Origin of the sequence: Chryseobacterium cheonjiense (assembly GCF_012927265.1) — a bacterium.
Classification (GTDB): Bacteria; Bacteroidota; Bacteroidia; order Flavobacteriales; family Weeksellaceae; genus Chryseobacterium; species Chryseobacterium cheonjiense.
The window spans coordinates 1,195,568-1,218,514 of record NZ_JABBGF010000001.1; the positions used below are offsets into that span (position 1 = coordinate 1,195,568).

A 22,947-nucleotide genomic window follows, 5' to 3' on the forward strand; every position below is an offset into this window, starting at 1 on the left:
TTGTGATGAAGAAGATTTTTGCGACTCTGTTCATCCTGATTGGATATATTGTGATCACCTCTTCTAGCGGAGGTTCCACGCCTGCCTGGCAAAAAGAGAATGTCTCCTTTCCGATGATGAATATTGAGATCAACGCCACGATGAAAGAACACGACCGGCAGAAAGAAATGCGGCAGAAACAAACTCTCAATGCCACAGTGGAAACCGCCAACCAGAATCAATGGAAGAACTTTAAAGACAAAGTCACCAAAATTCAGGACAGACTAAGAATCGTGTCACATGCGATACAAGCGATTCCGGCGGGAGTAGCGATCAACAGGGAAATTAATAAAATAACGGAAAACCAGACCGCCATTATCAATGAGATCAATACGGCGCCTTATTCCATAATTGCAGTATTGCCTTCACAGATGCAGTTTGTAGATGACCTGCAAATGACCTTGCGGTTACTCACAGGAATTATTCTGTCCTACGGAGCCATCAACCAGATGGAACAATCCGAACGGAAGATCTTACTGGATTATGCGGTGGGTGAAGTCAAAACACTCAGCAGAAATTCCACCTATATGCTCTTAAAAATAATGGACATCAAAGTCAAGGTTTTACGGAACAAAAGAGCCTTCCAGTATTATGTCAACCGAGACAAACAGGTAGTGGAAAGTATTATAAATAACATTAAATCCTTTTAACAATGAAGAAAATAATAGTTACAGGAACATTTCTCTTTTCTGTCCTTACCGTTAACAGCCAGCAAATTGTCATCAATGATAAGCTGCTGACCCAGATCACCGTGAATCACGGGGTACGTCTGGCGAGCGAACAGGCTTTCCTGAATTCCTACAAAAAGCAGAAAGAACTGTACGACGATATCAACAATAAAACAATGCAGGTGATCGCCATCCAGGAATACATCTGCCAGCAGCTGAAGAATGTCAACTCGGCACTGACCCAGAGTAAAAAACTGGTCTATCTATACCAATATTTGGGAAGGATCGTCACGAATTCCAACAAAATGATGGATCTCTCTGCACAACACCCTGAATACGCCGCCCTAGTCTCAAAATATTATGTCGAGATCGGGAAGCAGATCCTAAAGCTGCAGCAGGAAGTGATGCAGGAGATTCTGAATGAAGATAAGGATTTCCTGATGGATGCCAGCGACCGGGAAATGCTGATCGAAAAAGTGTTTACTCGTGTAAGGAATATTCACGGGAACATCCTGTACATTATTCTGAGACTCGAAAATGCCAGAAAGATACCATACCTGTATCAGGTTCCGGTACTTCGGAACTATATAAACATCGACAGAGCGATTGTCGGAGACATTATCACAAAATACAAATACATTTTCAATTAAGAATTATGGAAACATTATTTAAAAAAGGAAAATTTTTGGTCTTTCTATTTCTTGCGTTTGCCGTATCATCACAAGTAAGCGTGAAAAGGTTAAACGATCCTTCGATTGTTGCCCAGCACAAACGGATGACCTTCGAGAGCTGGGGAGACTGGCGGCCTTATCCAAAATATTTCCTGGGCATCCAGACCAATTTTGCGTATGCAACGGTTTGGGGCATTTGGGCTCCCAAAATCAACCGGGACTATAAGGATGGGGACGATATCCGCCCGCTGAAACCTACCGGAGAACAGAATCTGAGATTTGCCCAGCTTAAATTCCAGGAAGAAGAGGCAAAGAAAATTAAAGCCGCTTCCGACACGATTTACAAAAGAAGCGTCCAGGACCTTGCCCACTGGACTTCGGCTACAGTGGATGCTGATCCGTTATGGCTCTTGTATTACAAACGAATGCTCAAACCGATAACGGAATTTCCGGATACTCCACAGAATTTTATCGAATGGCGGTTGAAAGATGAACCCACTTATGAGGCTCTTAACACCACCGGAACATTAAAACGATGGCAGGATGAGCTGGACCTGATCAAGGAAAAATATTCAATGTCAAGGTCTATGGATATGCCGAGGGGAAAACGTTTTGTGATGTATCACGAGACACTCATCCGGTGGCGGAAATTTGTTCAGGAACTGAGAAAGTACAATAACCGGACAACGCTTCTTCTGGATTACAAAAACATCCTGAACAGCCATTTATCAACCGCTTTGCCCACACAATGGACGCCCGCTTCAGACCGGGCAATTGTTCAAAACGTGATGCAGCAATATAAACACAAATATTAGAGATGAATAGAAAACGAACATTAATATTTTGTCTCCTGACGATCTTTTTACCGGTCATAAGCTTTGCCCAGACCGATGGCGATTACAGCAATCTTCTTCAATTCCTCAAAGGTGATGGTGCGTTTGAAAAGTGGTTTATGGAGGTATTTACCAAGCTGGACACCAGCATTCAGGACAGCGCCCAAGGTTCCGCACTGGTCGGAAGGGCAATCGGTGGATTAGGCGCATTGATGTATCTAGGGTATATGGGCTGGCAGATGGCCGCCGGAGACCGTGAATGGGAAATTGTCCCGATGCTTAAACCTATTCTTATCGGGTTTACCCTGGTGTATTGGACGGGATTTGTCAATCTGATCCAGGCACCGTTTGAAGCCATCGCCGAACCGGGCATTGCTATTTTCAGCGACATCGAATCCGAGGTTAATGACCTAAGGGTCCAGCGGTTCAAAAAACAACAGCAATTGCTTGATGCGGTCATCAAGCTCAGCGCCGAGGAGGATGCCAAGCAGGAGGTCATAAACAATACCTCTAAAGATGCGGATGACTCGTGGTTTGACATCAGTGACGGGATTGATAAGCTTTTACAGCCCATCAAAGAATGGCAGATCAGGATGGAATTTCAGATGCAGAAACTGATTGCCGAAGTAATAGAATTTGTATGTCTGTCTATCCTGAGAATCTGCGTTTATTTGATTTTCTTTATCCACAAGATCTGGGCTTACATTCTCATTATTCTGGGTCCGATTGCAGTGGGAATGGCACTGGTACCGGGATTTGAAAACTCTCTATACAGCTGGGTATCCAAATTCATCAATGTTAACCTTTACACTTTTGTGGCCTACACCATCATCAACATCGGCCAGCAACTTATCGCCTCAGGCTACACCATGGAAATCGAACGGTACGATACCCTGTTGACCAACGGTACAGTAACCAACCTGGATGCATTGATGGTCTATGTCAGTAATTCCGGAATGATCTATAATGGACTTTTTACCTGTGTGGCTTATATCGTGACTGGTATCGGGGTGCTGATGACGCCTACTATTGCTGATACGATTGTAACCGCCGGAGGAGCAGGTGCAATGACCAAAATGAAAAATGCCGCGGGAAAAGTTGCGAGTAGCACTAAAACAGCAGTACTGGCAGTCAAAACAGGAGGTGCAGCAGCGGCGGCATCGGCTGTTAAAGCAGCAGCGGCAGGTACTGCTTCAGGAAGAGTTCAGGCAGCGATGAATAATAAAAAGAAATAAGACATGCTTATCAAAAATATAGAACAGAGAATTAAGATTAACAAGATTGTTTCAGTTTCAACTGTTGCTTTTGCGGTTATCATTGTGCTGGCAGGATTCTTTTTTGCCTACAAAATGATCCAGGATTCCCGAAGATCAATTTACATTCTGGACAATGGTGTTCCTGTACTCGCCAAACAAACTGATGTCCTTTTGAACAGACCGGTAGAATACAAAGCGCAGATCGAATTGTTCCATCGCCTGTTTTTTACACTGGCTCCCGATGATCAGTATATCAAGGAAAATATCCAAAAGTCCTTGTATCTGATTGATGACAGCGGAAAGAAGGAATATACCAACCTTCGGGAAAAAGGATTTTACAACCAGATTGTCGCTTCCAGCTCAATGGTCAGCATCCAGGCCGATTCGATTGCGCTCAATATGGAGCAGAAGAAATTTCAGTTCTTCGGAAAGCAGATGATCACCAGGAAATCATCGGTCATTACCCGAAAGCTCATCACCGAGGGTTTCTTTGAGGATATAATCCGGAGCCCTAATAATCCTCACGGGGTTATGCTTAGGAACTGGCGCATCATCGATAATGAGGAGCTCTCCAATCAAACTAAAAACTCCTATTAATATGAATGCTTTTCTAAAACAAACCGGCAAAAAGTGGCTGGAACGTGTGGCTAAAAATCCGAAAAGGTTCTTTATGTATTCAATGATCATTCTTTCGGTCTCATTTATAGGCTCGCTGATACAGGGAATCTTCTTCCCTTCTGAAACAACTTTTAGTATAAAGCCGCCGGTTCTTTATTCCAAAAATGAAATCGGTCAGAATAAAGCTTCCGGTCAGGATAAGGTAATGGAAAAGATCGTCGGCGAGCTGAAATTACTGAAAGAAAAAAGAGACCGGAATGCTTTACAAAAAGAAGACAGCCTGAGGATCGAGTTTCTGTTTAACCGATACCAGCAATTAAAAAATAACCGGTAACACCCTTAGCAGTTATAAAAAAATCAAAACGCAATGAAGAAAATTAATTTCAGACAGAAAAAATATGTGCTGCCGCTTTTGGCTCTGCCGTTCCTGCTTCTTTTTGGGTACGTCGGTGCGGAGTTCTCGAAAGAGGATACGCCAAAAGACAAGCCCAAGGAGCTATCCCTTTCATTGGGTGAAACGAAGGATTCGATTATGAATAAAAATGATGCCTACGATGCATTCTTCAGGAAAGATGATAATCGTACGATGCTGGAAGGACTGGATCAAGAACAGGACAGCCTGCTGAACTATGATGACCAGCTGTCGTTAGCACAAAAAAGAAAAATTGATTCTCTTAAAACGGTATCCTCAAGGCAAAATCGATACCAGCCCAAAGAAAAGCTTTCATCCTATTATGATTCTAAACAGCGTAGTGAGGATAAAGATTATAAAAGGTCAGCGGAAATGATCCGCATGCTGAATGACAAATCATACGGAAGAGCGGAACCTAATATCTTAGCTGAAAGCCCTAAGGTGACACAAAGCGTTCAGCCTGATCCGGTCAAATACCTGAAGCAGCAGATGCTCGTGATGGATTCCCTGGAAAAAGCGAGAGACCCGGAATACCAAAGCAAATTGGCAGCTGAACAGCAGCTGAAAGCCAATAAGGAAAAGATGGACGAGTTTCTTAACTCCACCTTCAATGTCAGCAAGTCAGGAATCAACGCTGTGTTCAATGCATTCTATAAAGAACAGGAGAACAGCTTTATCAAGGCAGTGATAGACGAAAACAACAAAGGCTTTCTCGGCAGTCGGATCAGGTTCCGTTTACTGGAGGACATTTTTGTCAGCAACCGAAAGATCAGCAAGGGTTCTATTCTCTATGGGCAGATTTCCGGATTTTCCATGCAAAGGGTTGACCTTAAGATCGTATCGGTATTTACCCAGGGAGAGATCTTTCCCGTTAACCTATCTATTTACGATGTGGACGGGATGAAGGGTTTATATGTTCCGCAAAGCGTGTTCCGGGATATGATCCGCGAAATGGGAAGCAATTCGGTTCAGGGAACGCAGATGGATATGGGCGGACAGGGCTTCTTTACCAGCATCGGTTCCAAGTTGTTTACTTCCACATCAAAATCCATCGCCAATCTCATCAAAACCAATAAAACCAAGCTGAAGTACAACTCCTATGTATTCCTGATCGACGAAAAACAACTCAAAGAATCACAGAACAAACAAAATCAATAAAATGATGAAAACCTTATTATACAGCCTGCTGCTGTTCACCGCGCAATTGTTAAGAGCACAAACTGCTATCTCTGAGCAGGTTATTTCTAATCTGCCGGAACTTGAAATCACCGAAGGGATCAACCTTCATATGATCTCACCGGAACCGATTCAGTATGTTGATTTGTCTACCGCTCAACTGACCGGTGATCTACCGGTACCAAATATTGCGAGAATAAAAATGACCGATAATCTTATCTCTGATAAGGATAAGAAAAAACAATTCACTCCTTTTTTTAGCGGCGATACAGTGGGCATTATTACCGTTGTCGGTCAGTCGTTCATCGCGCAGTATAAAGCTGTTTATAGAAATGCGGATAATCTAAATACGGTTACCAATATCCACATCCAGCCCGAAGCCATGCAGCCCATCGAGTTCGATAAAATGACTTTCTCGAACCGTGAACTCAGGAAGTTTGCCCTAGATATTATTCAGAAGAAGGCCGATAAAAAGCCGGTACGAACTGAAAACAGCCTAAATCTCGGTATGCAGCTCAATAATGTATATGTTATGGGAGATTATATTTTCCTGGATATGACCTTTAAAAACATTTCCAACCTAAGTTATGATCTGGAGGCCCTTAAGTTTTCTATTGAAGATAAAAAGATCCACAAGACCACCAATAATCAGAGCATTGAAATGACACCGGTGTTTCAGCTGAACGCGCAAAAGCATTTCAGGAAGAACTTCAGGAATATTTACGTGTTCAAAAAGTTCACCTATCCCAATTCCAAGGTGATGATGATCCGTCTTATCGAGGAACAGCTCTCCGGAAGGACCATCAAAATGAAAGTAAACTACTCGGATATTCTTAAAGCCGACACCTTCTAACAGGCAGGGCCTGTCCCAATTTTTAGATCTTCTAATCACTTAATTTTTTAATTAAAGAAAATGCAAGAACAACAACATCAGATCAAAATCTACGGATTCCTACAAAAGGCAGTCTATGCTGTGGTAGCATTAGACTGTGCTTCTCTGTTTTACCTGAATGCCGACGTCCCTGTTATTTCCAATCTTCTGAAGAACTTCTCAAAAATGAGTTTTATCTATCCTCCGATCAATGCCAAGTTTGCCACATTGGTTTTAATAGGATTAGTGGCAGTAGGAACCAAAGCTAAGAAAAAGAAAGATCTCAATATTGCTACCGGAATCATCATTCCAATGGTTTTGGGACTGGCAATGATGTTCAGCGCATTGATCTGGCAGGAAAAAGCAGGAAACACCGAACTTCCCAAAATATTCCCGGGAATGAATCTTTATCAGGTCGTCTACGCAGTTCTCTCCTTTCTGGGAGCAGTTATCCTTCAGATGGGTGCCGACAGCATTTCCAAGATGATGCAGCAGAAAATGGGGAAAGACCGATGGAATGTGGAAGAAGAATCATTTGACCAGAACAAAGAGCTGGTTAATACCGATACAAGTATTAATATCCCTTACCTGTTCCGGTATAATGGTAAAATCAATAAAGGCTGGATCAACATCAATCCGTTCCGTGGAACAACAGTGATCGGAACACCTGGAAGCGGAAAGTCCTTCGGAGTGATCAACCCTGCTATCCGGCAGATGATCGCCAAAGGTTTCTGCCTGTGCATCTATGACTTCAAGTTTCCGGACCTGGCGCAGATCGCTTATTATCATTATTTAATCAAGAAAAGCAAAGATCCGGGATACAATTACCGGTTTCACGTCATCAATCTGAACGAGGTCGAAAGATCAAAAAGGGTCAATCCTTTTCATAAAAAGTATATTGAGACGTTGGCCGAAGCACAGGAAATGGCAGAATCGACGGTGTCATCATTGCAAAAAGGCGGAAGCAGTTCGGGTGGAGGCTCCGATGCGTTCTTTACCCAATCTGCCATCAACTTCCTGTCATCCTGCATCTACTTTTTTGCCAGGCTGGAAAATGGGAAGTACTCGGATCTTCCCCATATTCTTGCCTTTATGAACCGAAGCTACCAGGAAATTTTTGATACGCTGTTCACCAATGAAGAGATCGGTTCCCTACTGTCTCCCTTCAAAACAGCCTATGATAACAAAGCTTTCGATCAACTGGAAGGACAGATCGGAACACTGAAAATATTCCTGTCGCGATTAGCGACCAAAGAAAGTTTCTGGGTGTTTTCAGGCGATGAAGTTGAACTGAAAATTACAGACCGCAAGAACCCGTCTATTCTGATCTTAGCTTCAGACCCAGGAACACAGGATATTAATTCTGCTTTGTATTCCTCGGTGTTAAACCGAACCTTGCGACTGATCAATTCCAAGTATAACCTACCGGGAGGCATTATTGCCGATGAGTTCCCAACCATTTATATCCATAAGATCGATAATGTGGTGGCAACCGCTCGAAGCAACAGGGTGGCTGTCTTGCTCGGTCTTCAGGAAATCCCGCAGCTAAGGCAATTCTACAAAAAGGAAGTGGCGGATACCATTTCTGCCATTGTCGGAAATATCCTTTCCGGTTCGGCGAGGGATAAAAATACGCTGGACTGGCTGGAAAAGCTGTTTGGAAAAATCAAGCAGAAATCCTACTCCCAATCCATATCGCAGCAGGGAACGACCACCGGTATCAATGAGAAAATGGATCATATGATTCCCGCCGGAAAGATTGCAGCCCTGAAAACCGGCGAAATGGTCGGGATGATTGCTCAAGGCGAAGAAAACGATACGAACAAATACAAGACATCTGCCATTCACGGAAAAATAAATCTGGATACAAAAGCCATTAAAAAGGAAGAACGAAACTACGTTCCGATGCCTGTCTACTATTCATTTACAGATAAAACGGGAAAAGACCGGAAAGAGGAAATCCTGATGACCAATTTCCGGAAGATCAACAAGGAAGTGGAACTCATTGTCAATGAATTTATAAAATCAGCCTCATGAAAATACTTACCGCGTACTGTATAATCGGGATATTTTTTTCTTTTAACTGCTCTTTATATGGGCAATTCAATACGATTACGCCCACATCGCCACAGAAAGCAGAGAATCCTCAGGTAGCGAACAAGACAGAAGAAACTAAGAATCTGAAAAAGCAAACGGGCAAGAAATTCTGGAAGAATCTATTGAATGGAACACGTAAAGTTGACCTGAAAAAAGAATTGGATTCCCTGAAAACTATGATTAAAGAAAATTCCATATCCAACAGCAAAAAATGGGATATGCAAAAATTGAAGGATTCATTAATCTTGGAACTTCAAGGTCAATTTATTAACAAGGCACCGCATGATTTCAGAAAGAGATCGGCAGAAGATGAATATCCAAAGATTACGATGCCGCTGGACAGATCAATTTCCGTTACATCACCCTACGGCACAAGAGTGCATCCAATTTCCGGAACATTCAGAATGCACAATGGCATCGACCTGAAAGCTTACTATGAAAATGTATATGCTGTGATGGATGGAATCGTCACCGAAACCGGCTGGGATCCGATGGGTGGAGGCCACTTTATCAAAGTAAAACATTATAACCGCTTTGAAACAGCCTACCTGCATCTCTCAGAAATCTATTATAAAGCCGGTGAGTTCGTTAAAGCGGGATTCGTAATCGCAAAAAGCGGAAATTCCGGAAATTCAACAGGAGCGCACCTGCACTTCGCCGTCCGGGAAAACGGTAAATACATCAATCCTGTCCGTTTTCTCAATGAGCTTCTCGAAGCGAATGAGTGGCTTGCTGCATCTTACCACAACTAAATACTCTTATACCCTAACATAAAAAACATCATTATATGGAAAATCACAATTTACCGACCGAAGACCTGAAAACTTACGGCATCATCAAAGAAGACCTGACATTTTCCGAAAAATTAAGTACTGAAGATGTCCGAAAGTTTCTACGGGGCTACACGATCGTCGCCGACAATGACAGGAACCGTGCTACTTTTCAGCTCACCGACAATAATACGCAGTTAAAGGTCATCTTTCTTGAAAGGGACAAAAGCCTGTCGGAGATTCTGAAACAAAGCAAAGAAAAGGTCCAGTATACGGATATTAAAGACCTGTCAAAATCTCCGGCTGATTGGAACATCGAAAAGAAAGCGTTCATTTTCGATAAGGAAAACAACAAAACAGTGGAATTCGATTGTATTAAAAATGCCACCGAACTCACCGCTATAATCGCAGATCAGAAGGATCTGCAGGAACTGGGCCGATATAAGTCCGAACTGCAGAAGCTGAAAAATTACCTCTCTGACAAAATCGACCAATACCCGGAGATTGCCAAGGCAATTGCGAATGACATCAATATTGTTTCCAGGAAACTCGATTCCGTGACAAGAATCTCTATAGAAGATAAAAGAATGCAAAACTCTATTAATTCCGATGTTCAGATAAATGTCAACGACAGGGATCGGTATGAAGACGCTAACCGGGTACAAGAGAATGAGGAACAGCAGCAGGAAGAAAAACGAAGATTCAGGAGATAAATCCTTAGCCTTTACCATTCCTTAAAAATATGTAAACCTTACCTAACAAATGTAAAAATGGATTTATTTGAAGAATACGACCAACTTCCGGAAGAGTTAAAGACAGTTCTGGATAAATGGCAGAAAAACGAAGCCAGCTTTGGACTTGATTACAAGGATTGTAAAAAGTTCCAGGAAGAATGTGAAGCGGTCGGATACACTTTTGACTACCAGCTAGATGGTCAGCCTTTTGATCTACGCCCCATCCATACGGAAATGACACCATCCCAAAACGGACTCATTAGCCGTCAAAATCTCAGTAGTACACAACCGGAAGAACATCTAACACCCGCATCAGACCTTCCAAAAGGCTGGAGCTGGAATGACTATGATGATGGCAGTGGTTCCCTGAAAAGTCCAAATGGCAGGAGTTACTACAGCTATGATCTGCAAACCCAGGAATACAAATTACCGTACGGTAAAAACGAGTGGACGGACATGAAAGACCGATCTGAAAACCCAAAAAGCCTGAATGAATTTAAACGCTTTGCAGAAAACGACCTGAGAGAAAAAGCCCAGCTCAGCCATATTTCTCCAAAGCTTTATGAACAGGAAATTAATGATTTGCTTGCTCATAGAACTATTACAAAAGAGCAAAAATTTATACTGGACGACTTAAAGATCAGCCCACACCAAAGGGAAAGCTACTCGGACGAGAAAGAATTCGGAACAATAAGCGGCGATTACGCGCTAACTGAACAACAGTTAAGAAAACTACCGGATTTCATTGATGGACACCAGCTATCTAAGAATGATAAATACGAATTGGCTTATGGCTTACTTCAAAAACAGCAGTTTGCAGAAGCCTACTCTATATTGCCGGGAGGTGAAATTATCAAAATGTTCCTGGACGAAGAAGAGATGTCGGCTTATAGGCCATTATCAATCGACGAAGTAAAATATAACAATCAAAACCACAACATTATGGAAACACAAAATGATTTCGACCAGGTCCAGTACCTGAAAGACCAGATGAAATACCTTGGTTTCGGCGAAGGCGAACAGCTTCATAAAGATTTAGAAAAAGGAATCGCTGCTAAAAAACAGCAGTTCGAAATTAAAACCGGTTCCGACAAAGTTCTGCCCGGCAATAAGGTGGATTTTACCTTAAAATTCAATAAAACAGACAGAGGTGGCATTTTTCTCAACTCCTACCACGCCAAACTAACAATGGAGAACAGCGAGGAGCGTTCTCACAATTTTCCGGTAAGCAAAGAGAATAATTTTACCGCTAAGGAAGCCATTAATCTTCTGGAAGGACGCAGCGTGAAAAACGAATTTCTGAATCCTAAGACCAAGGAAGAAGGGACCGCCTTTGTGCAGTTTGATTTCAGTCACCCAAAAACCGAAAAGGGAAACTATTACTTTCAAAACTTCTACGAAAATTATGGCGTGGATACCGCCAAGATCGTAGAAAAAGCGGAGCTGGTTTTTGACAAGCCGGAATGGAAAGAAAATACTATAAAATCACTGGAGAAAGGAAATATCGTCAAAGTAAAATTTAAGCAGGATGATTACCTCGTAGAAGGAAAAGCGGTTCTTGATCCTCAGTACAGGAATCTAAAACTTTATGACAACGATATGACCCGGCTGAATGCCAACAAACCTCTTGAAGGTTTGGAACAGGACAACAGGCACGAAAAAAATAACGTGAAAGAGCAAAGCATCAAACGATAAAGAAATACTGACCAATGTCCGAAAGCGGCAGGACTTCTGATCTGCCGCTTTTTTAAAATCCAACACGATGAAAATAAAATTGATACCTTTTATATTGCTTACGAAGATGTTGATCGTAAGTTCCTGCCATAAGGAAATCAAATCCAAAAAAGGAGGAATTGACCTGATCTCCAACGTCTATTTTGATGCCTCCAGGGGTCTGGACCAGATGCAGAGTTTTCATATTTCTAAAATGAGCTATTCTGAAGATCATTTAATAGAGATAGTTCCCGACCGAACCTTTCCCGAAATCAACAAGCAACTGTTTCTGATAAAAGATTCCTTGTACTATCCGCTTCTTTCCGAAAATAAAGCCACTATCTTTTCGGAAGTTGTCTTTAAACAAAAACCGCTATCGGTATCGGAGAAGAAAGAAGGTGCTGTCTTTTCAAAAGAACATATCGCCAATTACAGGAACAGAAGAAAGTTATCTGATACCATTTTGTTTGGAAAACAATACAAGCGTTTCGAGATCAACTCACCTTGGAACTACACCCGGTTTTATATCTATCCCACTGACACGATCTTACCCTATGCATTGTACAGACATGCTGAACAGGATTATCGCGGCAGGCTGGAACGTATCGATTCTTACAACAAGAAGACCGACATTTTCGTCACCCTCCAATTGATCCCAAGAAAAAACTGGGACGAGGCCGCAAAAGAATTATTTGAATTTAATCATTTTGTAGAGCGAAGTAAAAGTGAATGATAATTTAGAATTTACTGACGATCTATCACAAAATCGAAATAAATCAAAATAAATCAAATTGTCCCTGTAACTAAGAGAAATGATGATATTACCCAAGGCTTAAAGAGTTCCTTAACGAACAGGAGATATTGATCGTGTAGTATTGTCTACGCCCACTTTTTATACCATTTCAATCTTTTTTATTAGCGATACTTTTAAAACTAATTGTTTTTAATCTTAAGTACATTTTTAAAGTTTAGTACTATTGTTTTAGAGATTTCAATATCGCAATTTTGCTTTAGTAATATTCAAAAAGAATCAATCATGATTATAAATCTCATAACAAAAGAGGATCTTCAGGAGTTTAAAACCGAGTTGCTGGAAGACCTACAAAACCTTTTTCAAATCAAGATTTCCCAACAGAAATTATGGCTCCGCTCCTCAGAGGTCAAAGCACTTTTGAAAATTTCCTCCGGAACATTGCAAAACCTTCGCAACAGCGGGAAATTATCTTGTACCCGAGTCGGCGGGACAATATATTACAATTACAAAGACATTGAAGAAATGCTTAAGAAGAAGCAATGATATTTCCCAATACTGAAACCAATGAATTATATCAAACACCTTACAGTTTTTTATGAAAAGGTGGCTCAGGATACTACGCTTAATCCATCACACATCAGCCTCTATTTAGCCTTATTCCAATTCTGGAACTTCAGCCGTTTCCGAAATCCGGTCAGAATTTCCCGCGATGAAGTGATGCGTATCAGTAAAATCCGCTCAAAAGCCACCTATCATAAATGCCTGAAGAATCTGCATTCTTCGGGCTATATTGATTACCAGCCGTCTTATAATCCATTTCAGGGAAGTCAGGTGGTGATGTTAGATTTTGGTGGGGAGTTGAAACCAATCCGTAAACGTTAATTTCATGCTGTTAATATGCCTATTTTTGAAGATATCATATCAATTTTGCGTGTTTTCACGGAATTGATTTTATCTTAGAATTTATAATTTAGTTTAAAATAAACCATATAAATTACAGCCATGAGCTTAAATCAAACGCTACAATGTCCGGTTTGTGCGGGGACAATCCCCTTTAATGTACAGCAGCTGATTGCAGCTGCCAGTTTTGAATGCCCGACATGTACATCAAGTATCAGAATGTCACCCTCGAGTGTCACTGAGGTAAAAAAATCTATGAAAAATTCACAATGATGAAAGGTCAGGTGAGCGCCAGAAAATTGTATACACTCGATATTAATGAATGTATTGAAGTTGTTGATAAAGTGTAACACATAAATGCGCTTTAGAAATCCGCTATTGGTTAAACATACCCAGCTTCTGGTTACGTGTAGCAATATTGCTGAACAATTACAATTTAGCTATGTCATGGGCCCCTTCGAAAAACGGTTGGATATCTTTATTTTACATTCACAGAATACTTTCAAAGTAAAAACACCACTAAATCTAGTGGCGTTATCTATTTAACTGAGGCGTAATCGGTATAGCCTCGTGCCGTACCACCTCCAAATACGCTATGACTATCGGAAATTAAATTTAAGGGTAAATTTCCCTTTACTCTGAACGGATAGTCCGGATTTGTCAGGAAATTCCGCCCAAATCCAATCAGATCTACCAACCCCTTCTGCAGTAATGTCTCTGCTTCTTCAGGCGTTTTGTTTCCTGTTGCGATGACCGTGTTTTTAAAAGTATTTCTCAGCTTAATTCTAAAGTCAATTGGAATCCGTGGGGCATCGTCCCAATCTGCCTCGCAAAGATGAATATACAAAAGATCGAGATCATTTAATCCCTTGGCAGCCAGCATTATAGTTTCAAGGATTTCAGGGTCATTCATATCTTTAAAACTGATAAATGGTGATAACCTGATTCCTGTTTTGTCTTTTCCGATAGCTTCGGAAACTGCTTTTGAGATTTCAATTAATAGCCTGATTCTGTTTTCTTTAGAGCCTCCATATTCATCAGTTCTTTTATTACTGTTGCTTCTCAAGAACTGATCAATCAAATAACCGTTGGCGCCGTGAATTTCGATGCCGTCAAAACCTGCTTCGATGGCATTTTTTGATGCTTGTACAAATTCGCTGATGACATTTTTGATATCCAATTTGTTCATTTCTTTTGGTTTATCCACGGGAATAAATGTTGCGTCACCGCCTAAAATATCATCAAAAATATAAACAGTGGTGTTTTGAGCTAAGATGTTTGACGGTGCTAAAGGTCTTAGTCCATTTACTTTTGAGCTGCTGACTCTGCCAACGTGCCAAAGCTGAAGAAATATTTTGCTTCCGTTTTTGTAAACAGCATCGGTGATCAACTTCCAGCCTTCGATCTGTTCTTGAGTGTAAATTCCGGGTGTTTTTGCATAACCCTTTCCCTGTAAGGAAATTTGTGTTGCTTCCGTTATGATGAGTCCTGCTGAACTCCTTTGAGCATAATATTCTGCCATCAGACTATTCGGTATGTCTCCCGGCTGTGTCGATCTGGAACGGGTCATAGGAGCCATTACGAATCTATTCTTTAAATGATTTCCTCCCAAATTATAGGGTTGAAATAAATGATTATAGGTCATCTTTTGAGTATTAATGGTTATGGTTTATTAGAGTTCGTAATAAATCCAAATTTTTATTAATTTAAAATTCACGGATCACGGATTTTTCGTCGTAAGCCATTTGCGCGATTTCGTCTTTACGTTTGAAGCTTATCTCTTTATGTTGCTTGATGTAATTGATAATTTCAGTAGTTGCGGCAACCATTTGCGGCGTTCCGCCAATGCGGTCGTGAAAACTGATAGACATTTGGCGTCGCTTTTTTTCGGATTCCTGGTACAGTTGATCAAATTCCATTTTGACCTGACGGATAAACTGGTCTGCACTGAAGTTTTTTCCTTCGATCAATACAATGTCATTACACCGTATGGTGTAAGGAACAACCGCAAATTCTTTCCCTTTGACTTTAACCAGAAAAGGTTCGTCGCGGCTTAAATCATCGATATGATATTTGAAACCAAGTTCCTGCAAAATTTCCAGTGTGTTTGCTCCTCGCCTCAGCCAATTGGCGTTATAGCCGATGGGAGTGAAACCAGTGACTTTTTTAATAGCGTCCGCACCATCTTTGATGAATTTTTTCTCAGTTTCATAAGGCATTGAATATTCCGTTGTCCAATCCATACCGTGTGCAGCTGCTTCATGACCTCTTTCCACGATTTCCTTGGCAAGGGCCGGATTTTTCAGTACCGCAGATCCCACCATATGTGAGGTCACTTTGATGCCAAGCTTATCCCAATTGTCAAGCATTCTGGGGATACCTTCTTTGTAACCGTACTGGTACCAGGTTTCTCCCGGCAGATCGACGAATCCTTTTTGCATATTTTGTGGGAATGGACTTTCAGCATTTACCGGCTGCCCTCCAGCTTCAAACTGCATTGATACGGATACTACAAGTCGTGATCCGTCTGCCCACTTTGTATTTTCTTTTTTATAATGCACATGGCCATTCAATTTTGGAGAAGAAGCAAATACATTTAAGGGTTGCACGATTCCTGCAATTCCGATTAAGCCTGTTTTCTTAATAAAATCTCTTCTGCTACTCATGGTTTTTAGATTTTAAATTTATTGAAATGCCTTTTCTATAATCAGCGTTTCTTCATACATGGTAAATTGGGTGATCAGATTATTTTCGACGGTAATACGCATGGCAAAAGGCATCTTAAAATGTTTTTCGGTTTTCTTCACGGTCCTTTCAACCATTCCAAAGACCGCAACCTGATTGCCTCGAAGCAAAAATGATTGCGCTTCAAATTTATCAGACCCTTCAACAAAATAGGTAAAAAGAGTTTTAAACAATTCAGAAATTTGATCCCTCTTGGAACGATGACCGGTCCAGGGCATATATTTGGATTCGAAAATATACCAGTCTACATTTTCTGAAATGACAGAGGCAATCTTATCGGGATTTTTGGAGCCAACATATTCAAAGAATTTGTCAACGGTCTGTTTGGTCTGAAGCTCCTGTTCAGAATAGCTTTGTGCAGTTACATTGCCTGAGAAATTCAAAATGACAAAAAATACGATTAATTTTAAAGCACTAATTGTCGTGTTCGTCTTGTTTTTCATAATTAGCTTTCAAAAAGTTTAAATTAAAATTTAAGCTGGGTAGTAATTCCTGCGAAGAAAATATTCTTACCGGTTCCTGACGCTTTTATATAATCTTTAGCCTGGAACCATGTTCCTTCCAGGCGGAAATACAGAAACGGAGTTGGTTCCCAGACAATTTCGCTTTCCAGTTGATTTCCGATTTTCTTCTTGGTAGTGGTATTTCCGGGATAAATTAAAGAAGTATTGGGGGCGTAAATTCCATCATTGCCGCTGTATCTCCAGAACATATCATAATCGACGATCCAGTCAATGTTCTTGGTAATTTCAAAACTTAATGACGGATGAAAATCAATTAAATTGGATGGTCCGATCACAGAAGCTAAGCCAAAGTAAGCACCTCTTGGGAATAACGGATTAAACGTCTGCAACATAGAATCACCCTGCGTTTTATCTCCACTGATAATTTCCGTTTTGAAACCAATTTCCGGTTTAAATTTTACCGAGTTAAACCGGTAACCACTGTTAATAGAAGCGGTCCATGCGCTGACTTTTTTTTCTGCCACATCGCCAAACTGAAATACAGCTTCACCATCATAACGCCAGTTTCCGGATTTACCCCAAATTCTAGTTCCTAACGAATGACGGAGTTCTCTTCCCTTGGCATCATCAAAATTGGCTTTCGTCCTCTTATAACCTAAATAATAAATGTCTATATTTTTGATAACGGGAATTTTATTAAATACAAAATAACTGCCCCAAAACTGCCGGTCCTGATTGGAAGTGTCATCAAAGATTCCATTGCGGGCGATCACGTAATTCGTAAAAAAGAAATCAGCTGAAACATTTTCCTTTTCTGTTATCAATTTCAAACCGTCAAAAGACTGCCTGTTATTCGGACCTTCTCTTAAAGCCACCAATCGCTGTGATCCGTACGACAGTTCCTGCCTTCCTGCTCTTACAATCAATTTTTTACTGCCTTCATTAATAATATTAAAATCCGCAAAAGCCTGATGCAAATCGAGAGGGTTCTGATCGACAGGACTTGGGTCAATTCTACCGTCGGCCAAGCTGCTTTGAGCCTGAACAAAAGCCCTGAAAAATTTTCCCGCATGAAAATCCGCGTGGAACAAATATCTTGATAAAACATAGCCGTCACTGTCCTGCGGCCCGTCTCCCCAATTTTCATTTTTGGCATAGAAATACTGGAATCTTACATCGCCACCTAAACTTAGATAGGTGTCTTTTGAAGCATTTAACGGGATAAATTTCATCTTACTGTACCAATCACTTTTTGTAGAATCATTTTTTATAAAACTGTAATCCTCATCGTACCGAAGCGACTTAAAAACCTGATATTCCTGAGAAAAACAGAATATAGGAAGCAGGAGCGCTGATAATAAAAGTTTTGTTTTCATAACTGTCTATTCAGATCAAACATTCTTAAAAACTTTATTGAACTGCATTTTTCTTAATGTCTTTGTAGGCATTAGGAATATTGAAATTGTAATGCAGCCAATTGAATAGCGTATATCCTTTATCAAACTCTTTCATTGCCACGGCAGATTTGGTCTGTTCTAATGTGAGTCCTTCTTTTACAGCGTTTTCTACATTTTTCTGCAGTGCCGTTACATAATCAATGGTATACCTGATGCCTGCTTTATTGGTAATTCTACCGTGTCCCGGAACGACAATGTCTTTGTCAGAAATCATATTGTAGATTTTGTTGAGGTTTTTTACGGGTTCCAAAAAATAGCCATCAAACAACCAGGGAATAGCCGGGCTTTCAGCAATAAATGGATTTCCTGCCCACAAAACATTTCCTGCAGGAGATTTCAGATAAACGAAAAGATCTGCCGGAGACTGTGCTGTTCCCACGTTAATAACCTCCACAACATTTTCTTTTCCCATATCTATTTTCATCGTCTGGTCTACTGCAATCGTGACATCTGCAGGTCTGTAAACACTTTCCTCAATGCCGCGCCCGCTTCCGAAAAGTCCGATCATAAACTGTTTGATATGGTCATAGTTCTTTGAAAGATTTTCTTTGCAGAATTCATTTTGAATAATAATAGTTTCCTTCGGGAGGAGATAATTTCCAAAGCAATGATCTCCGTGATCGCTTGTGTTGATGGCATAAACGATTGGTTTATCAGTTACTGATCTTATCAGCTTATATAACTGATCGTACAATCTTTTGCTTAACATGGTTTCAATCAGTAAAACACCTTTTTCACCCACGATAAATCCTGCGGAAGTTGCCTGTGGAATTCCTTTTGTGGTCTCGGCCTCTGTGGTACTGGGTGAGACCACATAAACGTTCTCCGAAATTTTATGCAGTTTTAACGTTACCTTATTGGCATCCCAAATAGGAAGGTGGTCGGGCATTGCGGACTGGGCCAACATTGAAATATTGGTAAACAGGAAAGTAGCAACTAGCATGATTCCTGATATCATTTTTTGAGTTTTCATAATCTAAGTTTTAAGATGTTTTAATTTTTTATCGTTTGCACGTAACCTCCAAAATATTTCACCGGAGACCAATCCGGAATTACAGGTTCAATCGCAGGATCTAACGTTTTAAAATCTCTTGCGCCGTAGACTACTTTTCCATTCATTACCGTTAAATCAGATTCTATATTTCGGACACTGTCATTTGAAACTGTAAAATAATCTTCGGATAAAATGGAAAAATCAGCATACATTCCCTTGATCAGTTTTCCCTTGTCTTTTTCTTCGCCGGAAAACCAGGCACTTCCCGAGGTGTAGAGCTGCAATGCGGTGAACTTGTCTAACACCTGATCTTTTGGCCAGAACTGCATTCCGCCCAACGTTTTTCCCGTGATCAGCCAATGTAGAGCCATCCAGGGATTGTAGGTGGAGATTCTCGTTGCATCAGTTCCCATTCCCACAGGAATTCCCATCTCAAGCATTTTTTTGATTGGAGGCAATTGCGTTTTGGGTTTGCCATACATTTTTTCATACAATTCACCCTGAAAATACATTCTGAACTGCACCGCTACACCGCCGTTTAACGCTTTTACCCGTTCTAATTCCCTCGGTGTAATGGTTTCTGCGTGATCGAAAAACCACCGTAAACCGTTAAATGGAATTTCTCTATTGACCTTCTCAAAAACATTCAGCATTCTGTCGATTGACTCACCGTAGGTGGCGTGCAGACGAAATGGCCATCTGTTTTTGACAAGTAAGCGGACAATCGGTTCAAGATCAGATTCCATCTTATCGGAAAGAACAATTCTTGGTTCGAGAAAATTTTCAAAATCGGCCGCTGAGGCTACGATGTTTTCTCCTGCACCTTCTTCGGTGTACCCATTGGCAACCAAAAGATTGTCATTTTTATTGATGACCGTTTCTTTCACCCATTTTTCATAATCCTGAAGTTCTTTTCCTTTCTGTTGGGCAAACAGGTAGTAAGAAATTCTGAGATTCAGTTTTCCTTGTTTTGCTAGCTCCATCGAAGTTGAATAATCTGCCGGGAAATTCTGTGAACCTCCCGCAGCATCAATAACTGAAGTTAATCCAAAGCGGTTGAGTTCACGATTAAAGTAAAGAGAACTGTTGATTCTTTCTTCAGGAGTCAGTTTTGTAGTCAAACCTAACGTTGTGTAAATGGCTTTCGGCGTTTCTTTGGCGAACATTAAACCTGTCAGGGTTCCGTCTTTATCCTGTTCCAAAATGCTTCCTTCATAGTGGGTATCTTTGGTGTAGCCCAAGATTTCAATTCCTTTTTTATTCAGAAAAGCTTTTCCATATAAATAGGTAATAAAAACAGGTTTGTCGGGTACAGCTTGATTGATTTCTTCAATAGTCGGCTGTCTTTTTTCCTCAAATCCGAATTCATTCCAACCACCGATCACTTTGATCCAAACTCCGGGAGGCGTCCTAGCCGCCTGTTCCTTGAGCATTTCCATTGCTCTTTTCAAAGTTTTAACGCCATCCCAACGCAATTCTGCATTGTAATTGAGTCCTTCACGAATAACGTGAATATGACTGTCATTCAGACCCGGAACTACTGTTTTTCCTTTGGCATCAATAGTTTTCGCAGATGAGTTCCTATATTTTTCCAGGATACTTTTTGAAGTTCCTGTTTCCAGAATAATTCCGTTTTTTATTGCCATCGCCTGAACAAATTCTCCAGCTTTCTCCATCGTAGCAATTTTACCGTTGTAAACGATGAGGTCAGCTTTTTCCTGAGCCTGAATCAGCAGACCAAAGAAAAATAATGGGACTAACAGTATTCGTTTCATTTTTTTAAATTTAATGGGCTGTTGTCAAAGGTTATTTTGAAAGGAAAAATGCCAGTAGATCTTTTTGTACCTGAGCGGTATTTTCCTGAACAATCCAATGTCCGGCGCCCGCAATTTTAGATTCGGTTACATTGTCTGCTACCAATTTAGAATGGTCTTTTAAGAATGCTGCCGCAAAATATTCTCCGCCCATCGCCAGCAATGGCATTTTTAATTTCGTTTGCATCAAGACCAAATTGTCTTTTCCATCCTGAGGGAAGTTGGCAAACCATTTGAAACTTGATCTCGCCCCGTTTTTTACAGAGTACGCACGGATAAATTCTTCCGTTTCTTCAGCTGTGAAGGGGTCTTTTGCATGACCTACAACCGGCCAGAAATTGGTAAGATATTCTTTTTCTTTTCCGGTCACAATATCCCCCGAAGCAGGCCAGGCGAAAAAGCCAAACCACCACGCTGAAGCTGAAACCTGAGACCAAACCGGTTCGATTCCTGGTAATAAAGCATCCATCAAAGCCACTTTTCTAACTTCGTCACCGTATTGAGCGGCATATGCATAAGCCACCATCAAACCGATATCATGTCCCGCAAGATTGATCTTGTTGTAACCTAATTTTTTCACAAGTTCGTGGATGTCTTTCGCCATATTTTTTTTGTCATAACCTCCGGCCGGTTTATCAGATTCACCAACACCTCTCAAATCGGGTGCAATCACGGTGAAATGTTTAGAAAGTTCAGGAAGAAGACGGTTCCACATAAACCAGTTTTGACCAAAACCGTGAATCAATACCAAAGGTTCTCCTTTTCCGCCAATCACATAATGGATTTTAACCCCATTTACCACGGCGGTCTGGTGTTTGAAATTAGCAGGCGGATTGGCGGGCTTAGGATCAGTTTTAACCAATGAAGTTTTTGTCTTTACTGAATCTGTCTTTGAGGTAACATCCGATGTACTGAAAGAAGTCAGCATAAAGAAGTTGATTGCTAATAAGCTTAAAAAAAGCGTACTGTTTTTCTGTTTTAGATTTTTAATGAGTGATTTCATAATTGATAATTTGAATGAGTTATAATTTTTTAATTTTTATTATCCTGAAGCCATTCTGAAATGTAGAGTGCGATTTCCTGCCAGCCCGGCTGGCCTAATACGAAGTGATTCCTGTCCGGAAAAGCTTTAAAGTCGGTTACCGAACTTCTATCGCTGTATTTTTTATAATTATCGAAATTCAACTGTCTGGGAATGGTGTGATCATTTTCACCTGCAATAAAGAGTATGGGAGCATGCGGCCTGCTGAAGTCTACTTTTGCTACGGATGTAATTGTATCTCTTACAACCAGCTTAGACTCCGGAATTGACAATTGCTGATAACCTTTTTCCTGCCATTCTAGGGGAAGCCCGTTGGCAAAAGCGTATTGCCATTGTGGAAAGCTCATCTGAAAGGTTTTTTTTATTGAAGTGAAAAATCCCAGCGGTCCCCAACCTGCCTTCATAAAAGAAAACTTGAAAGTCATTATACCTTGCGGAGGAACCGAATGAATCGCCACAACTGATGACGCTAAATCTTTTTGATTTAAGATTTGACCAATCAAACCACCGATTGAATGACCAATAATAATGGGTTTTTCATCAAATGATCTGGCAATTTCTCCAAAATGATCAATCAATTGAGCAAGTCTTATAGATGCTACTTCTGCATCCGGATGTCTTTTTCGGAGTATCTCGGGAGATGCATCTTTGAATGGCCAGGGTGGAGCAATGGTTTTGTATCCTTTGTTATTGAAGAAGTCTTTCCATTCGTTCCAACATTCATTGCTGACAAAGGCTCCTGTAATAAATAAGATGGTTTTTCGGTGATTTGTTTGCATAACTGGGTTTAATATGGTTGTTATACCAACACTCTTCACAAAAATTGGGCATTATGTTTAATGGGTTTATAATCAGTTATTTGTGATTTTATCTGAATTTCTAATCCAACGATATTTCGTTGTAAAACGAAAAATTGCAG

General features: G+C 40.7%; 23 protein-coding genes. 15 read left to right on the forward strand and 8 right to left on the reverse strand.

The features are described from left to right. The first annotated feature begins 5 nt into the window (after positions 1-5). The 15 genes from HHL20_RS05535 (at position 6) to HHL20_RS05605 (ending at position 13,494) form a co-directional block, all read left to right on the forward strand. Complete coding sequence (locus HHL20_RS05535) at positions 6-689, forward strand: hypothetical protein (protein ID WP_169230173.1); 684 nt, start codon at positions 6-8, stop codon at positions 687-689. A gap of 2 nt (positions 690-691) precedes the next feature. Continuing rightward, on the forward strand, positions 692-1,357 hold the full coding sequence (locus HHL20_RS05540) for a hypothetical protein (RefSeq protein ID WP_169230174.1): 666 nt from the start codon (positions 692-694) through the stop codon (positions 1,355-1,357). 5 nt (positions 1,358-1,362) lie between these two features. Further along, a complete protein-coding gene (locus HHL20_RS05545; protein WP_169230175.1) occupies positions 1,363-2,193 on the forward strand; it encodes a hypothetical protein in 831 nt (276 codons plus the stop codon). A gap of 2 nt (positions 2,194-2,195) precedes the next feature. Then, positions 2,196-3,446, forward strand: coding sequence for a type IV secretion system protein (locus HHL20_RS05550; protein ID WP_169230176.1), 1,251 nt, complete (start codon positions 2,196-2,198; stop codon positions 3,444-3,446). Between the two features lie 3 nt (positions 3,447-3,449). Then, positions 3,450-4,064: a conjugative transposon protein TraK gene (gene traK / locus HHL20_RS05555; RefSeq protein WP_169230177.1), complete on the forward strand. Its 615-nt coding sequence runs from the start codon at positions 3,450-3,452 to the stop codon at positions 4,062-4,064. Position 4,065: 1 nt separating this feature from the next. Beyond that, positions 4,066-4,419 (forward strand): hypothetical protein, encoded by a 354-nt coding sequence (locus tag HHL20_RS05560; RefSeq protein ID WP_169230178.1) that lies wholly within the window; start codon positions 4,066-4,068, stop codon positions 4,417-4,419. Positions 4,420-4,452: 33 nt separating this feature from the next. Then, entirely contained in the window at positions 4,453-5,655 is a 1,203-nt protein-coding gene (traM, locus tag HHL20_RS05565) for a conjugative transposon protein TraM (protein ID WP_169230179.1), read from the forward strand. A gap of 4 nt (positions 5,656-5,659) precedes the next feature. Beyond that, a complete protein-coding gene (locus HHL20_RS05570) occupies positions 5,660-6,526 on the forward strand; it encodes a DUF4138 domain-containing protein (RefSeq protein WP_169231123.1) in 867 nt (288 codons plus the stop codon). A gap of 60 nt (positions 6,527-6,586) precedes the next feature. Next, entirely contained in the window at positions 6,587-8,581 is a 1,995-nt protein-coding gene (locus HHL20_RS05575) for a type IV secretion system DNA-binding domain-containing protein (RefSeq protein ID WP_169230180.1), read from the forward strand. Then, positions 8,578-9,393, forward strand: coding sequence for a M23 family metallopeptidase (locus tag HHL20_RS05580; RefSeq protein ID WP_169230181.1), 816 nt, complete (start codon positions 8,578-8,580; stop codon positions 9,391-9,393). The genes HHL20_RS05575 and HHL20_RS05580 overlap by 4 nt, the downstream gene beginning before the upstream one ends. A 35-nt stretch (positions 9,394-9,428) precedes the next feature. Then, on the forward strand, positions 9,429-10,124 hold the full coding sequence (locus tag HHL20_RS05585) for a hypothetical protein (RefSeq protein WP_169230182.1): 696 nt from the start codon (positions 9,429-9,431) through the stop codon (positions 10,122-10,124). A gap of 57 nt (positions 10,125-10,181) precedes the next feature. Beyond that, on the forward strand, positions 10,182-11,840 hold the full coding sequence (locus HHL20_RS05590; protein ID WP_169230183.1) for a hypothetical protein: 1,659 nt from the start codon (positions 10,182-10,184) through the stop codon (positions 11,838-11,840). 67 nt (positions 11,841-11,907) lie between these two features. Continuing rightward, entirely contained in the window at positions 11,908-12,591 is a 684-nt protein-coding gene (locus tag HHL20_RS05595; RefSeq protein ID WP_169230184.1) for a hypothetical protein, read from the forward strand. A gap of 303 nt (positions 12,592-12,894) precedes the next feature. Next, the gene (locus HHL20_RS05600) at positions 12,895-13,155 is read left to right on the forward strand and encodes a helix-turn-helix domain-containing protein (protein ID WP_169230185.1); all 261 of its coding nucleotides are present in this window, start codon (positions 12,895-12,897) and stop codon (positions 13,153-13,155) included. Positions 13,156-13,176: 21 nt separating this feature from the next. Continuing rightward, complete coding sequence (locus HHL20_RS05605) at positions 13,177-13,494, forward strand: hypothetical protein (protein WP_228463096.1); 318 nt, start codon at positions 13,177-13,179, stop codon at positions 13,492-13,494. A 556-nt stretch (positions 13,495-14,050) separates the two neighbouring features. On the opposite strand, the gene HHL20_RS05610 is transcribed toward HHL20_RS05605, so the two are convergent. The 8 genes from HHL20_RS05610 to HHL20_RS05645 all read right to left on the reverse strand — a co-directional run bounded on the left by HHL20_RS05610 (position 14,051) and on the right by HHL20_RS05645 (position 22,807). Beyond that, positions 14,051-15,157, reverse strand: coding sequence for an alkene reductase (locus tag HHL20_RS05610; RefSeq protein WP_169230186.1), 1,107 nt, complete (start codon positions 15,155-15,157; stop codon positions 14,051-14,053). A gap of 61 nt (positions 15,158-15,218) precedes the next feature. Continuing rightward, positions 15,219-16,178, reverse strand: coding sequence for a polysaccharide deacetylase family protein (locus HHL20_RS05615; protein WP_169230187.1), 960 nt, complete (start codon positions 16,176-16,178; stop codon positions 15,219-15,221). An 18-nt stretch (positions 16,179-16,196) separates the two neighbouring features. Next, entirely contained in the window at positions 16,197-16,700 is a 504-nt protein-coding gene (locus HHL20_RS05620) for a nuclear transport factor 2 family protein (RefSeq protein ID WP_169230188.1), read from the reverse strand. Between the two features lie 23 nt (positions 16,701-16,723). Beyond that, complete coding sequence (locus HHL20_RS05625; RefSeq protein ID WP_169230189.1) at positions 16,724-18,097, reverse strand: alginate export family protein; 1,374 nt, start codon at positions 18,095-18,097, stop codon at positions 16,724-16,726. Between the two features lie 34 nt (positions 18,098-18,131). After that, the gene (locus HHL20_RS05630; RefSeq protein ID WP_169230190.1) at positions 18,132-19,151 is read right to left on the reverse strand and encodes an MBL fold metallo-hydrolase; all 1,020 of its coding nucleotides are present in this window, start codon (positions 19,149-19,151) and stop codon (positions 18,132-18,134) included. 20 nt (positions 19,152-19,171) lie between these two features. Continuing rightward, positions 19,172-20,947: an amidohydrolase gene (locus tag HHL20_RS05635; RefSeq protein WP_169230191.1), complete on the reverse strand. Its 1,776-nt coding sequence runs from the start codon at positions 20,945-20,947 to the stop codon at positions 19,172-19,174. Between the two features lie 31 nt (positions 20,948-20,978). Then, positions 20,979-21,989, reverse strand: a complete 1,011-nt coding sequence (locus HHL20_RS05640) for an alpha/beta fold hydrolase (RefSeq protein ID WP_228463097.1) — start codon at positions 21,987-21,989, stop codon at positions 20,979-20,981. Positions 21,990-22,018: 29 nt separating this feature from the next. Continuing rightward, positions 22,019-22,807 (reverse strand): alpha/beta hydrolase, encoded by a 789-nt coding sequence (locus HHL20_RS05645; RefSeq protein ID WP_169230192.1) that lies wholly within the window; start codon positions 22,805-22,807, stop codon positions 22,019-22,021. Positions 22,808-22,947 lie beyond the last annotated feature (140 nt).

What these genes read in the sequence shown, in the direction of transcription:
- HHL20_RS05540 (WP_169230174.1), top strand. Translation starts at nt 692, where the DNA reads ATGAAGAAAATAATAGTTACAGGAACATTTCTCTTTTCTGTCCTTACC.
- HHL20_RS05640 (WP_228463097.1), bottom strand. Translation starts at nt 21,989, where the DNA reads ATGAAATCACTCATTAAAAATCTAAAACAGAAAAACAGTACGCTTTTT.
- HHL20_RS05645 (WP_169230192.1), bottom strand. Translation starts at nt 22,807, where the DNA reads ATGCAAACAAATCACCGAAAAACCATCTTATTTATTACAGGAGCCTTT.
- HHL20_RS05570 (WP_169231123.1), top strand. Translation starts at nt 5,660, where the DNA reads ATGAAAACCTTATTATACAGCCTGCTGCTGTTCACCGCGCAATTGTTA.
- HHL20_RS05605 (WP_228463096.1), top strand. Translation starts at nt 13,177, where the DNA reads ATGAATTATATCAAACACCTTACAGTTTTTTATGAAAAGGTGGCTCAG.
- HHL20_RS05590 (WP_169230183.1), top strand. Translation starts at nt 10,182, where the DNA reads ATGGATTTATTTGAAGAATACGACCAACTTCCGGAAGAGTTAAAGACA.
- HHL20_RS05550 (WP_169230176.1), top strand. Translation starts at nt 2,196, where the DNA reads ATGAATAGAAAACGAACATTAATATTTTGTCTCCTGACGATCTTTTTA.
- HHL20_RS05575 (WP_169230180.1), top strand. Translation starts at nt 6,587, where the DNA reads ATGCAAGAACAACAACATCAGATCAAAATCTACGGATTCCTACAAAAG.
- HHL20_RS05600 (WP_169230185.1), top strand. Translation starts at nt 12,895, where the DNA reads ATGATTATAAATCTCATAACAAAAGAGGATCTTCAGGAGTTTAAAACC.
- HHL20_RS05585 (WP_169230182.1), top strand. Translation starts at nt 9,429, where the DNA reads ATGGAAAATCACAATTTACCGACCGAAGACCTGAAAACTTACGGCATC.
- HHL20_RS05615 (WP_169230187.1), bottom strand. Translation starts at nt 16,178, where the DNA reads ATGAGTAGCAGAAGAGATTTTATTAAGAAAACAGGCTTAATCGGAATT.
- HHL20_RS05630 (WP_169230190.1), bottom strand. Translation starts at nt 19,151, where the DNA reads ATGAAAACTCAAAAAATGATATCAGGAATCATGCTAGTTGCTACTTTC.
- HHL20_RS05580 (WP_169230181.1), top strand. Translation starts at nt 8,578, where the DNA reads ATGAAAATACTTACCGCGTACTGTATAATCGGGATATTTTTTTCTTTT.
- HHL20_RS05610 (WP_169230186.1), bottom strand. Translation starts at nt 15,157, where the DNA reads ATGACCTATAATCATTTATTTCAACCCTATAATTTGGGAGGAAATCAT.
- HHL20_RS05560 (WP_169230178.1), top strand. Translation starts at nt 4,066, where the DNA reads ATGAATGCTTTTCTAAAACAAACCGGCAAAAAGTGGCTGGAACGTGTG.
- HHL20_RS05535 (WP_169230173.1), top strand. Translation starts at nt 6, where the DNA reads ATGAAGAAGATTTTTGCGACTCTGTTCATCCTGATTGGATATATTGTG.
- HHL20_RS05635 (WP_169230191.1), bottom strand. Translation starts at nt 20,947, where the DNA reads ATGAAACGAATACTGTTAGTCCCATTATTTTTCTTTGGTCTGCTGATT.
- HHL20_RS05625 (WP_169230189.1), bottom strand. Translation starts at nt 18,097, where the DNA reads ATGAAAACAAAACTTTTATTATCAGCGCTCCTGCTTCCTATATTCTGT.
- traM (WP_169230179.1), top strand. Translation starts at nt 4,453, where the DNA reads ATGAAGAAAATTAATTTCAGACAGAAAAAATATGTGCTGCCGCTTTTG.
- HHL20_RS05545 (WP_169230175.1), top strand. Translation starts at nt 1,363, where the DNA reads ATGGAAACATTATTTAAAAAAGGAAAATTTTTGGTCTTTCTATTTCTT.
- traK (WP_169230177.1), top strand. Translation starts at nt 3,450, where the DNA reads ATGCTTATCAAAAATATAGAACAGAGAATTAAGATTAACAAGATTGTT.
- HHL20_RS05595 (WP_169230184.1), top strand. Translation starts at nt 11,908, where the DNA reads ATGAAAATAAAATTGATACCTTTTATATTGCTTACGAAGATGTTGATC.
- HHL20_RS05620 (WP_169230188.1), bottom strand. Translation starts at nt 16,700, where the DNA reads ATGAAAAACAAGACGAACACGACAATTAGTGCTTTAAAATTAATCGTA.